At 66.5% G+C, this 14,997-nt stretch carries 17 protein-coding genes; 9 read left to right on the top strand and 8 right to left on the bottom strand.

Annotated elements, in window-relative coordinates; genetic code table 11:
* Window positions 1–16: 16 nt before the first annotated feature.
* Together MRAB57_RS06570 and MRAB57_RS06565 are read left to right on the top strand one after the other, a co-directional pair.
* Window positions 17–685, top strand: a complete 669-nt coding sequence (locus MRAB57_RS06570) for a YoaK family protein (RefSeq protein ID WP_077090423.1) — start codon at window positions 17–19, stop codon at window positions 683–685.
* Window positions 686–929: 244 nt separating this feature from the next.
* Window positions 930–1,928: an IS481 family transposase gene (locus MRAB57_RS06565; protein ID WP_108638060.1), complete on the top strand. Its 999-nt coding sequence runs from the start codon at window positions 930–932 to the stop codon at window positions 1,926–1,928.
* Between the two features lie 66 nt (window positions 1,929–1,994).
* On the opposite strand, the gene MRAB57_RS06560 is transcribed toward MRAB57_RS06565, so the two are convergent.
* From MRAB57_RS06560 to MRAB57_RS06540, 5 genes are all read right to left on the bottom strand, one after another.
* Window positions 1,995–3,023 (bottom strand): esterase family protein, encoded by a 1,029-nt coding sequence (locus MRAB57_RS06560; RefSeq protein WP_077086858.1) that lies wholly within the window; start codon window positions 3,021–3,023, stop codon window positions 1,995–1,997.
* Between the two features lie 235 nt (window positions 3,024–3,258).
* Window positions 3,259–4,005: an ABC transporter permease gene (locus tag MRAB57_RS06555; RefSeq protein ID WP_108637892.1), complete on the bottom strand. Its 747-nt coding sequence runs from the start codon at window positions 4,003–4,005 to the stop codon at window positions 3,259–3,261.
* Window positions 4,006–4,075: 70 nt separating this feature from the next.
* Window positions 4,076–4,894 carry an ATP-binding cassette domain-containing protein gene (locus tag MRAB57_RS06550; protein WP_077086856.1) on the bottom strand — a complete coding sequence of 273 codons (819 nt, stop codon included), beginning with the start codon at window positions 4,892–4,894 and terminating at the stop codon, window positions 4,076–4,078.
* A complete protein-coding gene (locus MRAB57_RS06545; protein WP_077086855.1) occupies window positions 4,891–5,352 on the bottom strand; it encodes a MarR family winged helix-turn-helix transcriptional regulator in 462 nt (153 codons plus the stop codon). Before MRAB57_RS06545 ends, MRAB57_RS06550 begins: the two co-directional genes overlap by 4 nt.
* Before the next feature lie 56 nt (window positions 5,353–5,408).
* Window positions 5,409–5,906, bottom strand: a complete 498-nt coding sequence (locus MRAB57_RS06540; protein ID WP_077086854.1) for a metallophosphoesterase family protein — start codon at window positions 5,904–5,906, stop codon at window positions 5,409–5,411.
* 35 nt (window positions 5,907–5,941) lie between these two features.
* On the opposite strand from MRAB57_RS06540, the gene MRAB57_RS06535 reads away from it, so the two are divergent.
* Window positions 5,942–6,397, top strand: a complete 456-nt coding sequence (locus MRAB57_RS06535; protein WP_077086853.1) for a MaoC family dehydratase — start codon at window positions 5,942–5,944, stop codon at window positions 6,395–6,397.
* A gap of 76 nt (window positions 6,398–6,473) precedes the next feature.
* Here MRAB57_RS06535 and MRAB57_RS06530 read toward each other — a convergent pair whose 3' ends face one another.
* On the bottom strand, window positions 6,474–7,769 hold the full coding sequence (locus MRAB57_RS06530; RefSeq protein ID WP_077086852.1) for an acyl-CoA dehydrogenase family protein: 1,296 nt from the start codon (window positions 7,767–7,769) through the stop codon (window positions 6,474–6,476).
* Window positions 7,770–7,867: 98 nt separating this feature from the next.
* Between MRAB57_RS06530 and MRAB57_RS06525 the strand changes: the two genes are divergently transcribed.
* Complete coding sequence (locus MRAB57_RS06525) at window positions 7,868–8,377, top strand: SAM-dependent methyltransferase (protein WP_077086851.1); 510 nt, start codon at window positions 7,868–7,870, stop codon at window positions 8,375–8,377.
* Window positions 8,378–8,383: 6 nt separating this feature from the next.
* Here MRAB57_RS06525 and MRAB57_RS06520 read toward each other — a convergent pair whose 3' ends face one another.
* Complete coding sequence (locus tag MRAB57_RS06520) at window positions 8,384–9,487, bottom strand: F420-dependent hydroxymycolic acid dehydrogenase (RefSeq protein WP_077086850.1); 1,104 nt, start codon at window positions 9,485–9,487, stop codon at window positions 8,384–8,386.
* Window positions 9,488–9,820: 333 nt separating this feature from the next.
* Between MRAB57_RS06520 and MRAB57_RS06515 the strand changes: the two genes are divergently transcribed.
* Window positions 9,821–10,426: a GNAT family N-acetyltransferase gene (locus tag MRAB57_RS06515; protein WP_077086849.1), complete on the top strand. Its 606-nt coding sequence runs from the start codon at window positions 9,821–9,823 to the stop codon at window positions 10,424–10,426.
* 9 nt (window positions 10,427–10,435) lie between these two features.
* On the opposite strand, the gene MRAB57_RS06510 is transcribed toward MRAB57_RS06515, so the two are convergent.
* Window positions 10,436–11,110, bottom strand: coding sequence for a TetR family transcriptional regulator (locus MRAB57_RS06510; protein ID WP_077086848.1), 675 nt, complete (start codon window positions 11,108–11,110; stop codon window positions 10,436–10,438).
* 70 nt (window positions 11,111–11,180) lie between these two features.
* Here MRAB57_RS06510 and MRAB57_RS06505 point away from each other — a divergent pair, with 70 nt between their 5' ends.
* Genes MRAB57_RS06505 through MRAB57_RS06490 form a run of 4 tightly spaced genes read left to right on the top strand, consistent with a single transcriptional unit; the run spans window position 11,181 to window position 14,988 of the window.
* A complete protein-coding gene (locus MRAB57_RS06505) occupies window positions 11,181–12,254 on the top strand; it encodes a ferredoxin reductase (RefSeq protein WP_077086847.1) in 1,074 nt (357 codons plus the stop codon).
* A gap of 28 nt (window positions 12,255–12,282) precedes the next feature.
* Complete coding sequence (locus tag MRAB57_RS06500; RefSeq protein ID WP_077090422.1) at window positions 12,283–13,404, top strand: fatty acid desaturase family protein; 1,122 nt, start codon at window positions 12,283–12,285, stop codon at window positions 13,402–13,404.
* A gap of 22 nt (window positions 13,405–13,426) precedes the next feature.
* Window positions 13,427–13,951 carry an SRPBCC family protein gene (locus tag MRAB57_RS06495; protein ID WP_173813908.1) on the top strand — a complete coding sequence of 175 codons (525 nt, stop codon included), beginning with the start codon at window positions 13,427–13,429 and terminating at the stop codon, window positions 13,949–13,951.
* Window positions 13,951–14,988, top strand: a complete 1,038-nt coding sequence (locus MRAB57_RS06490; RefSeq protein ID WP_077086846.1) for an LLM class flavin-dependent oxidoreductase — start codon at window positions 13,951–13,953, stop codon at window positions 14,986–14,988. Before MRAB57_RS06495 ends, MRAB57_RS06490 begins: the two co-directional genes overlap by 1 nt.
* Window positions 14,989–14,997 lie beyond the last annotated feature (9 nt).

Genomic DNA, 14,997 nt, shown 5'->3' with positions numbered 1-14,997 from the left:
GCAGCATGTGCGGGTGATGTTCGACAGTGAGGATCGCTTGTCGTGGCTGCTGGCCGTGCTCGCCGGTGTGCTGGGGGCGACCGCGTTCACCCACTCCGAGGGCTACTTCGTCACCTTTATGACGGGCAACGCCCAGCGTGCGGTCCTGGGCTACTTCCGGCATGACGTGCTGCTCTCGATCACCGCGGGCCTGCTGCTGGTGTGCTTCGTCGCCGGCGTGGTGATCGCCTCGGTGTGCCGTCGGCGGTTCTGGTCGGGGCACCCGCACGGCCCGACCGTGCTGACCACCACCAGCCTGGTCGCGGCCACCGCCGTCGACGTCATCGAGGACGGTTGGGGCGTGAACATGCTCGACTTCGCGCCAATCATGTTGGTGGTCTTCGGCATTGGCGCGCTCAACACGTCGTTCGTCAAGAACGGCGAGGTGTCGATCGCGCTGAGCTATGTGACGGGCACCCTGGTCAAGATGGGCCAGGGCATCGAGCGTCACATGGCCGGCGGCACCATCGCGGACTGGCTCGGCTACTTCCTGCTGTTCTCCAGCTTCGTGTTCGGCGGCGTCATCGGCGGCTGCATCAGCCTGGTGGTCAACGGCACCTGGATGCTGGTGGTCGCCACCGCCGTCTGCGCGGTGACCACCGCCTACACGTATTTCCACATGGACCGGCGCCGCGTCCTGGACTAGCTGTGATGTCCAGGGAGGTTGTCCCGTTCGGTGTCGGTGAGCCTGTGTGACAGGTGAAGGCCTCCGGTTGTGAAGTGGAGCTGTCTAGAAACCGCTTCACCAACCAGGAGGCCTTCGTGTCCCNCTAGCTGTGATGTCCAGGGAGGTTGTCCCGTTCGGTGTCGGTGAGCCTGTGTGACAGGTGAAGGCCTCCGGTTGTGAAGTGGAGCTGTCTAGAAACCGCTTCACCAACCAGGAGGCCTTCGTGTCCCACGTTAACGCTGCATTGACCCCGCGCGCCCGTTTGAGGCTTGCCCAGCTCGTCGTCGAGCAGGGTTGGACCTACGCCGCAGCGGCCAAGATGTTCATGGTCGCGGAACGAACGGCCAAAAAGTGGGCCGTCCGATACCGCACCGAGGGGCCTGCCGGCATGCTCGACCGCAGTTCAAGGCCGCATCGCAGCCCGACCAAAACCAATGTTCAGCTGATGCGGCGAATCGTGAAACTACGGTGGCGCAAGCGACTGGGGCCAGTTCAGATCGCTGGTCAACTCGGCATGGCGGCCTCGACCGTGCACGCCGTGCTGACCCGCTGCCGAATCAACCGGCTCTCGCACATCGATCGCGTCACCGGCGAACCGCTGCGCCGCTACGAGCATGCCTATCCGGGTTCATTGATCCATGTCGATGTCACCAAGTTCGCCAACATCCCCGACGGTGGGGGTCACAAGTTCATGAGTCGCCAACAAAGCAGACGCAACGCCCGCCAGACCGCCCGCCGCACCGGCGAACGCAACAAGCGATATCAACCCAGAATCGGAATAGCGTTCTTACACACCGTCATCGACGATCATTCCCGCGTGGCATACGCCGAAATATGCACCGATGAAAAAGCCTCCACCGCCATCGGCGTGCTCCGACGTGCCATCGCGTGGTTTGCCGATCATGGGGTCACCGTCGAAAGGGTCTTGTCCGACAACGGCTCGGCCTACCGGTCCTACGCCTGGCGTGACGCCTGCACCGAATTGGGCATCACCGCCAAGCGAACCCGCGCCTACCGGCCCCAGACGAACGGCAAAGTCGAGCGATTCCACCGCACTCTTGCCGACGGCTGGGCCTACGCCCGACTCTACGAATCAACCGAACACCGCAACGACGCTCTACCCGGCTGGCTGCACTCCTACAATCACCACCGAGCCCACTCCGCCCTCGGAGGCCAGCCACCGGTCACCCGACTGACCAACCTCCCTGGACATCACAACTAGCCCGCAATAAAAAGCATCGGCAGCAGCGCTGACCGGTGCGCTGCTGCCGATGCTGGCTTAGTGCCCTCAGGTCCCCGGGGCGGGGGCGGGAGCCGCCGGGGGAGGAGCGTTGACGGCGTTGATGACCTGAATCATGTCCGGCTTCATGGCCATCAACTGCTGGTTCCAGTAGGGCCACGAGTGCGTGCCGTTGGCCGGGAAGTTGAACACCCCGTTGCGCCCACCGGCCGCCGCGTAGGTGTTCTGGAACTGCTGGTTGGTCCGCAGCGTCATGCCCTCGAGGAACTTCGCCGGCATGTTGTCGCCGCCGAGGTCGCTCGGGGTGCCATTACCGCAGTAGACCCAGACGCGGGTGTTGTTGGCGACCAGCCGCGGAATCTGCAGCGTCGGGTCGTTGCGCTTCCACGCCGGGTCGGTCGACTGACCCCACATGCTGCTGGCGCTGTAGCCGCCCGCGTCGCTCATCGCCAGGCCGATCAGCGTCGGCCACCAGCCCTCGGACGGGTTGAGGAAGCCGGACAGCGATGCGGCGTAGGGGAACTGCTGCGGGTAGTAGGCGGCCAGGATCAGTGCCGAACCACCCGACATCGACAGCCCCACCACGGAGTTGTTCACCGGCGACACCTGCTTGTTGGCCTGCAGCCACGTCGGCATCTCCTGGGTCAGGAACGTCTCCCACTTGTAGGTGTAGTTCTGCCCGTTGCCCGAGGACGGCTGGTACCAGTTGCTGTAGAAGCTCGACTGTCCGCCGACGGGCATGATCACCGACAGGCCGGACTGGTAGAACTCCTCGAACGCCGGGGTGTTGATGTCCCAGCCGTTGTAGTCGTCCTGGGCCCGCAGACCGTCGAGCAGGTACACGGCGTGTGTTCCGCCGCCCTGGAACTCGACCTTGATGTTGCGGCCCATCGACGGCGACGGGATCTGCAGGTACTCCACGGGGAGACCCGCCTTGGAGAACGCCCCCGCGGTCACGGGGCCGCCGACGAAGGCAAGACCCGACAACAGGGCAGCACCCACGGCCGCGATCGCCATCCGGCGCGGCATGCGCGCCGCGGCGCCGCGGAACTTTCGCACCTCTTCTAAGAACGACATAGCCCTCTACCCCATCCCAACTTTCATCTGCCGCACGACGCGGTGGAATCTGTTCTCGGGCAGTGAAACACAAACGTGGGATTCATTGCGTCTGTCATGGCCGCGTTACAAGATCGCGGTTGGGCAACGATTGGGACTCGGCCGGCAAACGTCGCGAACAGGTCACGATTGGCTATCGGAACTGTGTGGGCGTCTTCTCATCCGATCGCGGATGCGCTATCGAACCGCGAGCCCGTTAGGCGACCAGGCGGCGCAATAACGTTGAGGCCGTTGCGATTCCAATCAGCGCGGCGGCCAGCAGCACGATGAAGTCCAGGGGATTGAGCGGCGTGCCGATCAGCATCGCCCGCAGCGCGTTGACCTCGTAGCTCAGCGGGTTGACGGTGCTCAGCACACGCAGCCAGGACGGCATCACGTCGACCGGATACAGCGCGTTGGACGCGAAGAACAACGGCATAGTGATGGCCTGACCGATACCCATCAGGCGGTCGCGGTTGCGCACCAACCCGGCCAGCGTCATCGACAGGCAGGCGAAGAACGCCGCACCCAGCATCACGGTGACCATCGCCGCAAGGATCCGCAGCGGGTTGACGGTGAGGCCGATGTTCATCACGTAGGCCAGCGCCATCACGCCGACGACCTGGGCGACCGACCGCACACCGGCGGCGAATGCCTTGCCGGTGATCAGCGCCGACGCGGGCGCCGGCGTCACCATGAGCTTGGCCAGCACGCCGGCATCGCGGTCCCAAATGATTTGGATGCCATAGAAAATCGAGATGAACAGCGCCGACTGCGCGATGATGCCCGGCGCCAGGAACGCCAGGTAGGACACCGGCCCGGTGTTGATGACGTGCAGCTTAGAAAACGTGGTGCCGAAGATCAGCAGCCACAGCGCCGGCTGCACCATCCGGGTGACGAGCTCGGTGCGGTCGTGCTGCAGCTTCTGCATTTCGACGATCGCAAACGCGCCGACGCGGCTCATCGTGGCGCGCGCTCTATGCCACCCGCGTGGGGCGCGGACCAGGTTTACGGCCGGACTGTTCGGGGCGTGATCAACTCGCACGGCTAGCAACCTTTCTGCTGGAACGGATTTCGCGGAAGTCGGACGGCTCCGACGCCTCGCTCAGGTCCGAGGCCGCATAGTGGCGGAACACGTCCTCGAGCGTGGCGCTCGGCGACACCTTCGACTTCAGCTCCGTCGGCGTCCCCACCGCCCGCAGCACGCCGCGATGCATCAGCGCGACGCGGTCGCACAGGGCGTCGGCCTCTTCCATGTAGTGGGTGGTCAGCAGCACGGTCATGCCGAACTCGGCCTGCATGCTCTGCACCTGGGTCCAGACGCCGTCGCGAGCAATGGGATCCAACCCGACGGTCGGTTCGTCCAGCACCAGCAGCGACGGGCGGTTCACCAGCGCCTGGGCCACCTCGAGGCGGCGCACCATGCCGCCGGAGTAGGCCCCCGCCAGCCGGTCGGCCACGTCGAGCAGCTCCATCGCGGCCAGTGCCTGCTCGACCCGGTCGGTCCGCTCGGCGCGGGGGACGCCGTAGAGGCGCGCGAACCATTCGACGTTCTGTCGCCCACTCAGCGCTGGCTCGATCGAGAGTTGTTGTGGCACATAGCCGATATTGCTGCGAATGTCGGTGGTCTGGCGCACGGAGTCCAACCCGAAGATGCGCAAGTCGCCGCGCTGGATCGGTGTCAGCGTGGTCAGCATCCGCACCAGGGTCGTCTTGCCCGCGCCGTTGGGACCGAGCAGGCCCATGGTCTCGCCGGGGCGCACCTTCAACGTCAGGTCGTCGACCGCGGTGAACTGGCCGTAGCGGTAAGTCAGGTGCTGGCAATCGATCGCCATCGGCAGTAGTTCGGTCATGGTCTGCGCTCCCCTAGTCGTCGTGTCATCGTGTTGAGAACCTCCAACCCCTTTGTCAGAGAATCGATTTGATCGCTTTCTAGCTCGTCGAGCACGTCATTCAGCAGCAGCCGGCGGGCGGCTCGGGACGCGTCGACGACTTGCTGCGTCGGCTCAGCGAGCCGCAGCTGGCAGGCGCGCCGGTCGGTCTCGTCGACGGTCCGGATCAGCAGGCCGCTGGCGACCAGCTTGGAGACCAGCGTCGAAGCGGTGTTGGGCACCAGCCCCAATTCGGCGGCCGCGGCGCGCACCGAGATCCCCGGTTGGCGGCCGACGAGCCACAGCAGCTCCGTCTGCGACCCGGTGATCCGTGCGGAATCGAACTCGCGGCCCGCCGAGCGCCGGAGTTGTCGGCGAAATCGCCCGACGACGCCGAACACCTCGGCCGCCAGCTCCTCGTCTGCTTTCAGCGCGTGCATATACCTCTGTTTACGAGCTAAAGATGTGCGCGAGCTATGTCGCGGCTTTAGCTGAGCTACTTGTCGAGGCGGTGCAGCATGACGTCCGTCACGTTCCCGTCGTCGAGGCTGGCGGTCATGTAGCTGCAGAACGGCTGTTTGCGCCGGTCGGTGGGGGAGCCCGGGTTCAGCAGGCGCAGCCCGGTAGTCGTCATGGTGTCCCAGGGGATGTGGCTGTGCCCGAACACCAGAACGTCGGTGTCGGGGTACAGCCGCGACATCCGCGCGTCGCGGCCCGAGCTGGCGCCGGTCTCGTGCACGACGGTCAGGTGGACCCCGGCCAGTGTCACGTCCGCCCGCTCCGGCAGCCGCGCCCGCACGTCGGGCCCGTCGTTGTTGCCCCAGCACGCGACCAGCCGGGCGGACCGCGATTGCAGCTCGTCGACCAACTCGACCGTCACCCAGTCACCGGCGTGTACTACGACGTCGGCCGCGGCGACCTCGTCCCACAGCCGCGCGGGCAATTCGCGGGCGCGTTTCGGGACGTGGGTATCGGCGATCAGCAGCAGTCTCACGAGTTCTATGCTTACCCACGATCAAAGGAGAGACCATGCGCACTTTCGAGTCAGTCGCCGACCTCGCCGCCGCCGCGGGCGAGACTATCGGGCAGAGCGACTGGGTGACCATCACTCAAGAAGAGGTCAACCTGTTTGCCGATGCGACCGGCGATCACCAATGGATTCACGTCGATCCCGAGAAGGCGGCCGCCGGCCCGTTCGGCACGACCATCGCCCACGGCTACATGACCCTGTCGCTGCTGCCCCGGATGCAACACGACATGTACACCGTCAAGGGCATCAAGCTCGCGATCAACTACGGCCTCAACAAGGTTCGCTTTCCCGCGCCAGTGCCGGTCGGCTCCCGGGTGCGCGCGCAGAGTTCGTTGGTCAGCGTCGAGGACGTCGGCAACGGCGCCGTGCAGGCGATCGTGTCGACCACCGTCGAGATCGACGGGTCGGCCAAGCCGGCCTGCGTGGCCGAAAGCATCGTCCGCTACATCACCTAGGCGCGCCGAACGTCGAATTGTTGGGGGCTGATTGGGCTTTTCAGCCCGACAAGTCGACGCTCGGGCCGAGATGCCTTTAGAACTCGGCGATCGAGTGTTCCAGGCGTTCGGCCAGCCGCGCTTGGGCCTCCGCGCGTCGCGTCGGGATGTGCTGTGACGGGAAAGGCGTTGTCACAGGCGTGTATTCGCGCAACGTGCGGCGGGCCACCGTCATCTTGTGCAGCTCGGTGGCGCCGTCGGCGATGCCCAGCGATTCGGCGGCCACCATCATCTTGACGAAGGGCATCTCGTCGGAGACCCCGAGCGCGCCGTGTAGGTGCAGGGCGCGCTGCGCAACGTCGTGCAGCACCTGGGGCATCGCGACCTTCACAGCCGCGATGTCGCGGCGCACCTTCTGGTAGTCGTGATGCTTGTCGATCAGCCAGGCGGTGCGCAGCACCAGCAGCCGGAACTGCTCGATCTGGATCCAGCTGTCGGCGATCTTCTCCTGCGTCATCTGGAAGTCGGACAGATGACCCTGCCGGGTCTTGCGCGACACCGCGCGCTCGCACATCATGTCAAAAGCCTTGCGCGCCAAAGCGATTGTGCGCATCGCGTGGTGGACACGGCCGCCGCCGAGGCGGGTCTGCGCGATCATGAAGGCCGAGCCCTCACCGCCGAGCACATGATCGGCGGGCACGCGCACGTCGTTGTAGCGCACGTACCCGTGCGAGCCGTGCTTGCCCGACTCGCCGCCCACCGCGACATTGCGGATGATCTCGATGCCCGGCGTCTCGCCCGGGACAATGAACAGCGACATCTTGTCGTACGTCCGGGCGTCGGGCTTGGTTACCGCCATGACGATGAAGAACGACGCGTGCTTGGCGTTGCTGGAAAACCACTTCTCCCCGTTGATGACCCAGTCGTCGCCGTCGCGCGTCGCGCTCGTCACGAACATCCCGGGGTCCGAGCCGCCCTGCGGTTCGGTCATCGAGTAGCAGGACGAGATCTCGCCGTCGAGCAGGGGCTGTAGGTAGCGGGCCTTCTGCTCGTCGGTACCGAACAGCGCGAGAATCTCGGCGTTACCGGAATCCGGCGCCTGGCAACCGAACACCGACGGCGCCCAGCGGGAGCGCCCGAGGATCTCGTTCAGCAGCGCGAGCTTCACCTGACCGAAGCCCTGACCGCCGAGCTCGGGCCCCAGGTGTGCGGCCCACAGGCCCTGGTCCTTCACCTGCTGCTGCAACGGCCGCAGGATGCTCATCATCTCGGCGTTCTGCTTGTCGTACGGATCGAGGGCGACCAGGTCGAGCGGTTCCAGCTCTTCGGTCATGAACTTTTGGACCCAGTCCAGCTTCGCCTGATATTCCGGGTCAGTCTCGAAATCCCACACCGTCTCACAACCGTTCTCCAGCGCACCGTTGCACCGGTTAGATGAAGTCACCCCATGGTAGATGTGGGGCTGTGACCTGAGCGAAGGCGGCGTCGAAGATGAATGGTGATACCGAGTCCGAGGGCCACATCCCGATCGTCACGGTGGCCACGGTGCACAGCACCCGAAGCGTTGCGACCGACGACGACTGGGACCTCGAGACCACCGTGATCCGCATGTCCGACGATTTCGACGAGTCGGCGCTGCAGGGCCTGGACGCCTTCTCGCACATCGACGTCGTCTACGTGTTCGACCGCGTGGACGCGGACAAGGTGGAGACGGGCGCGCGCCATCCGCGGGGCAACCCGGACTGGCCGCAGGTGGGCATCTTCGCGCAGCGGGCCAAGAACCGGCCCAACCGGCTCGGTGTCACCACCTGCGCCGTGCTGGGCGTCAACGGTCGCGAGATCGCGGTGCGCGGACTCGACGCCATCGACGGCACGCCCGTCGTCGACATCAAGCCATACATGAGGGAATTCGGCCCCCGCGGGCCGGTCCGCCAACCCCGATGGGCGACGGAACTGATGAGCCGCTACTGGGATTCATCCGATCCCTCACCGGAGGGCTAGCGCCGTTCAGTGCAGCTTCGCCAAGACATTGTCGCGATAGAAATTGATGGCGGTGATCGGGTCGTCCTGAGGGAAGTGCATGAACGGGACGGCGCCGGCGTCGAGGATCGCCTGCACGGCGGTGACGTGCGTGGCGGGATCCGTGCCGACCGTCCAGTTGGCGAGCACCTTGTCGAGCGGGACCGACTCGGCCGAGCGCTGGATCTCGGCGGGGTTGGGCTGGTCGAAGCCGCCGGCGCAAATACGCCATAGGTTGGCGGCCCGGTTGGCCTGCGCGCTATCGCCCACGACGGCGAACACCTCGACGCGTTTACCCAAGGTGTTGGGGTCGCGCCCGGCGGCTTGCGCGCCCGCGCTCAGTGCGGCGAGCAGCTTGGGGTTCCTGACGTCGCGGGACTGGGTGATCCAGCCGTCGCCGTATTGTCCGGCCAGCTTTGCGCTCTTCGGGCCGCTGGCCGCCACGAAAATCGGCGGTGGCGTGGCCGGCACGTCGTACAGCTTCAAGGAATCCGTCTGAAAATACTGGCCCGCGAACGAGATTCGCTGACCGGTCCACAGCTGGCGGATCAGCCCGATGGCCTCGATCAGCCGGTCGTGCCGCTCCTTGTAGTTACCGAAGGTGTTGGTGGTGGCCTTCTCGTTGAGCTGCTCGCCGGTACCCAGCCCCAAAAACACCCGCCCGGGGCTGAGCAGTGCCAGGGAGGCAAATGCCTGTGCGACGGTCGCGGGGTGGTAGCGGTAGGTCGGGGTGGTGACGCCGGTGCCGAACGAGATGTGGCTGGTGCTGTTGCCGACCAGCGCCAGGGTCAGCCACGGAAACATCGAATGGCCTTCGTTGTCCTGCCAGGGCTGGATGTGGTCGCTGGCCCAGACGTATTGAAAGCCAGCGTCTTCGGCCGCCCGGGCTTGCGCCACCAGCTGATCGGTGCGGAATTGCTCGTGGCCGAGGATCATCCCCACGCCCTTGACCGTCGGGGGCGGGGGAGCCGTGGGCTTGGGCTTGGCCTGATCGGCGCCCGGCTTATCGCACCCGCCAGACATCCCGGCGGCGCCTAGCGCGCCTGCCCCGGCGGCCAACCGCCCGAACGTCCGCCGCGAAATGCGACTCACGCGACCAAGATACTGCCTTAGGCCGTCGCGGCGTTAGGGCCGGTGCTGGGAGCGGCCGGGGCGGCCCCGTATCCGGACGTCCCCACGGCGGTGAGAGCGACAATCAAAGCGACGACGACCTTCGCGGTGACGCGAGACATGTCCGCTCCATTCAGTTGGGTAACGTGGCGAACTCTAGGGCCGCCGCTGGCGACCCACCAGATTGCCGGGGGCAACGGATAGCCAACTCTCACAATGCAATTGGTGAACTCTGCACCGGGTCGCGGACGCCCGACGGGGCCGCTAGGATCACGCGTCTCGCGTGCGGTGTCGCCGGAGCGTTAGCCTGAGATCGTGACCCCGCAGGTACGTCCGGCGCACAAGTCCGACATCGGCGAGCTCGCCGCCACCTTGAGCCGGGCGTTCTACGACGACCCGGTGATGGAGTGGATCCTGCCCGACGCCGGCAAACGCCTACGACAGCTCAGGGGAATGTTCACGGCGATGACCCGCCACCACCATCTGGCCCATGGCGGCGTGGAGGTTGCGTGCGACGGGCGGGGCATCGGCGCTGCGGCGCTGTGGGATCCGCCGAATTGCTGGCAGGAGACGCGGCGGGCGGAGTGGGCCATGGTGCCGACATTCCTGCGGGTGTTCGGTTTACGGACGGCGCAGGCGCGCGGGGTGCAGGACGCCATGAAGCGCGTCCACCCCGAAGAGCCGCATTGGTACCTGGCCGTCATCGGCAGCGATCCCACGGTGCGCGGCCAGGGTTTTGGGCAGGCCCTGATGCGGTCGCGGCTGGACCGCTGCGATGCCGAGCACTGCCCGGCCTATCTCGAGTCGAGCAAGCCGGAAAACGTGCCGTATTACCAGCGTTTCGGCTTTTCGGTCACCGGCGAAATCGCGCTGCCCGACGGCGGGCCCCCGCTGTGGGCGATGTGGCGGGAAGCGCGCTAGCGTCCGCGGTTACGGACTGCTGCGCCAACCGGCGATGCCAATGGCGATCATCCGGAGTTGTTTGACGGCGATGCGGCGGATGTCTTCTAGCGCCTCGGCGGTCTGGGCGTCCTCGATCGCCTCGGCGATCACGATCATCGAGTTGACGAACAGGGTCGCCAGCACGTTGAGGTCCTCGGTGCTCCACGCGTTGAGGCCGGGGAAGCGGGCCAGGTCGGTCGCCAGCTCCGAGGTGATCAGCCGGATCTCGGTGCGAATTGCGTAGCGCAGCACGCTCACGCCGCTGTTGCGCTCGCGGCCGATGAGTCGCCAATGCTCGCGGCGGTCGGCGACGCTGGCGATCAGGATCTCGACGGACGACTCGATCACCCGGTTGGGGTCGAGCTTGCCGGCGCGCGCCTCGCGCAGGGTGTCGCGCAGGCTGCGGAACGACTCGTCGATGAGCACGAGGCCAAGGGCCTCCATCGACTCGAAGTGGCGGTAGAACGCCGCGGGCACGATGCCGACCTCGCGCGTCACCTCCCGCAGGCTCAGGCTGGACAGGCTGCGGTCCTGGAGAAGCTTGAGTGCCGCGGCGATGATGGCGCGCCGAGTCGCCTCCTTGCGCTCCTCGCGCGACTGACTTTCGCCCGAGCGGCTCCGGCTGGATTTGTGTGACCGTGAGCCAGGAGTACGACTGTTCACTATGTGAAGCCTACCACAAACCGGCACAAAACCCTTGACGAACTGGGGTCGGCGGTCGCACGGTGTACATATGTTCACTCAAACTTCCACCCGGACCTGGACCCAGCGCGTCTTGGGCTCGGGCCTGGTCGACCTGCTCACGGGGCCACACGGCGTGGACCGCTACACCGAGCTGGTGGCGCCGACGTGGACGCTGGGCGAGGCCCGCGCCAAGGTCGTCGACGTGCGCCGCAGCACGTCGCGCAGCGTCACCCTCACCCTGGCGCCGAACGCGGCGTTCTCCTCCGCCCACGCCGTCAAGGCCGGTCAATACGTCAACGTCGCCGTCGAGATCGACGGCCGCCGCCACACCCGCTGCTACTCGCCGGCCAACGCCGAGGGCGGCGCCACGCTCGAACTGACGATCGGTCAGCACGACGGCGGCCTGGTGTCGAACTTCCTGTACGAGCGCGCCCGCCGCGGCATGGTGGTCGGGCTGAGCGGGGTCGGCGGTGACTTCGTGCTGCCGGCCCAGCGCCCGCGGCGGATCCTTTTCGTCTCCGGCGGCAGCGGCATCACGCCGGTGCTGGCGATGCTGCGCACCCTGGTCGCCCAGGGCCATGACGGCGAGATCGCGTTCGTTCACTACGCGCGCAACGCCGCCGAGGCCTGCTACCGCGACGAGCTGGCCGCCATGCCCGGCGTTCGGGTGCTGCACGGGTTCACCCGTTCGGGTGCGGGTGACCTCGAAGGAAGATTCGGCGCCGGGCACCTGGCACACGCCATGCCGTCGCCCGATGCGGTATTCGTCTGCGGACCAACGGCTTTGGTGGAAGCCGTCCGCGAGCACTGTGAAAACGTGTTCACCGAAAGCTTCGTCCCACCGGCCGTCGCCGTACCGGCTAATCCGTCGGGAGGGCGAATCACCTTCGCCGACAGCGGCATCGACGCCGTCGACGACGGCCGCTCGCTACTGGAGCAGGCCGAGGCGGCCGGGCTGGCCCCGGCCAACGGCTGCCGGATGGGCATCTGCCACACCTGCACCCGGCGCAAGAACACCGGCACCGTGCGCAGCCTGACCACCGGATCGGTATCTAGCGCACCCGACGAGGACATCCAGATCTGCGTGTCCGTCCCCGTCGGCGATGTCGATCTGTCGCTCTAACCGCCCCGAGAAGATGGGAGAAAACGTCATGTCAGACAACAAGATCACCCTCACCCCCGAGCAGGCCGAGGAATTCGGCCGCGAACTCGACGCCGTCCGGGATCGCGTGACGGCAAAGCTCGGCGAAGAAGACGCCGACTACATCCGCCGCGTCATCAAGACCCAGCGCGCGCTGGAAGTCGGCGGCCGGGCCCTGCTGTTCCTGCCGCCGGCCTGGCTGCTGGGCACCGCGATGCTGGGCGTGTCAAAGATCCTGGACAACATGGAGATTGGCCACAACATCATGCACGGCCAGTACGACTGGATGCGCGATCCCACGATCTCCGGTCGCTCCTTCGAATGGGACACCGCCTGCCCCGCCGATCAGTGGCGGCATTCGCACAACTACATGCACCACACGCACACCAACATCGTGGGCATGGACCGCGACATCGGCTACGGCATTCTGCGGATGAGCGAAGATCAGCGGTGGCACCCCTACTACCTGGGCAACCCGCTGTACGCCTTCCTGCTGATGGTGCTGTTCCAATACGGCGTCGCGCTGCACGAACTGGAAACCGAGCGCATCCGCTCCGGCGAGATCAGCCTCAGCGACAAGCGTGAGGTGCTGCGCGAGATCTGGAAGAAGACGCGCCGCCAGACGCTGCGGGACTACGTCGCGTTCCCGTTGCTGGCCGGACCGTTCGCACCGTTCGTGTTCACCGGCAACCTCACGGCCAACCTGATGCGCAACGTCTGGTCCTACATGATCATCTTCTGCGGTCACTTCCCGGACGGCACCCAGGAATTCACCGTCGAGGAGACCCAGAACGAGTCCCGCGGGCAGTGGTACTTCCGCCAGGTGCTCGGGTCGGCGAACCTGACCGGCGGCAGGATCTTCCATCTGCTGTCCGGCAACCTGTCGCATCAGATCGAGCACCACCTGTTCCCGGACATGCCGGCCCGCCGGTACTCCGGCATCGCGCCCGAGGTTCAAGAGATCTGCGAGCGCTACGGCGTCCCCTACAACAAGGGACCGCTGCCGCAGCAGTTCGCCACCGTGGTGCGCAAGATCGTCAGGCTGACGTTCCCGACCCCGGGCAAGGTGTTGTCGTTGCTGCCGAAGCTCAACGCCAACAAGCCGGCAGATCGGGAGCCCGTAGCGGCCTAAGAAGTGCGCCGCGTGGTGGACAATGGCGGTCGTGGAATGGACCGGCGCGCGCTATACGGATAACCCGACGGTGGAAGCCTCGATGTGGATCGATGCCGACCCGGACCGGGTCTGGGATCTGGTGTCCGACATCAAGCTGATGCCGAACTTCAGCAGTGAGCTGCAATCGGTGGAGTGGGCCAGCGGCGCCGACCGTCCCAAGGTCGGCGCCCGGTTCGTCGGGCACAACGAACACGACGCGTTCGGGCAGTGGAGCACCACCTCGCAGATCGTCGCCTACGACGAGCCGCGGGAATTCGCCTGGGCGGTCGGCGATGCCGAATGTCCCGCGGCGATGTGGCGATTCCGGCTGACCCCCCGGGACGGCGGCACCAACTTGAGCTATTGGATGCAGATGGGACCCGGGCGCTCGGGGCTGTCGGCGGCAATCGAGTCGATGCCCGACAAGGAAGAAAAGATCGTGTTCGTCCGGATGCGGGAATTCGAGACCGCGATCGACAAGACCCTCGGGGCGATCAAGAGGCTGGCCGAGCACGGGGTGCGCTGATGCGCACGGCCACCACGGTCGAGCTGTCCGGCGAAGTTGACGAGGTAGTGGAGTTTGCCGTCGAGGCCGAACGGCTCGGCCTGGACGTCTGCTGGGTTGCCGAGGCCTGGGGCGCCGACGCGCCGTCCGCACTGGGCTACATCGCGGCCCGCACCGACCGGATGCTGCTGGGCTCCGGCGTGCTGCAGGTCGGGACCCGCTCGCCGGTGGTGCTCGCCCAGACGGCGATCACCCTGTCCAACCTGTCGGGCGGACGATTCCTGCTCGGCCTGGGCGCCTCTGGCCCGCAGGTGATCGAGGGCCTGCACGGCGTCGCGTTCGACCGGCCGCTGGCCCGGATGCGCGAGACCATCGACATCGTGCGGCAGGTGTTCGCCGGCGGCAAGATCTCCCACTCCGGCAAGGAGTTTCAGATTCCGCGCCCCGGCGAGGCCGTGCCGATGCGGTTGTCGACCGCGCCGCAGCACCGGATTCCGGTGTATCTGGCCGCGCTGTCGCCGGCCATGTTGCGGCTGACCGGCGAGGTCGCCGACGGCTGGCTGGGCACCAGCTTCGTCCCGGAGGGCGCGGCCGACGCGTATTTCTCCCACCTGGACGACGGGCTGGCCGCCGCTGGCCGGACCCGCGCCGACATCGACATCTGCCAGGGCGCCGAGGTCGCGTTCGCGGCCGACGAGGACGAGCTGCGCGCCATGGTCGCGGACCGTAAAAAGGAACTCGCGTTCAGCCTCGGCGGCATGGGCTCGTCGAGCACCAACTACTACAACCGGGCCTACAGCAGGCAGGGCTGGGCCGAGATCGCGGCCGAAGTGCATGAGCGCTGGCAGCGCGGCGACCGCGACGGCGCGGCGCAGCTGGTGACCGACGACATGGTGCTGGCCACCACGCTAATCGGGACCGAGGAGATGGTTCGGGCCCGGCTCGCGGTCTGGCGGGATGCGGGCGTGAACACCGTGCGGCTCTATCCGGCCGGCGACACCCTCGACGCCAAGCTCGCGACGCTGGGCCGGGCCATCGAGCTGGTCGGCGAGGCCTAGCGGCATCGC

The organism is Mycobacterium rhizamassiliense, assembly GCF_900157375.1.
GTDB lineage: Bacteria > Actinomycetota > Actinomycetes > Mycobacteriales > Mycobacteriaceae > Mycobacterium > Mycobacterium rhizamassiliense.
Note: the sequence above shows the minus strand (reverse complement) of the source record. Positions and strands in the feature narration are given on the sequence as shown.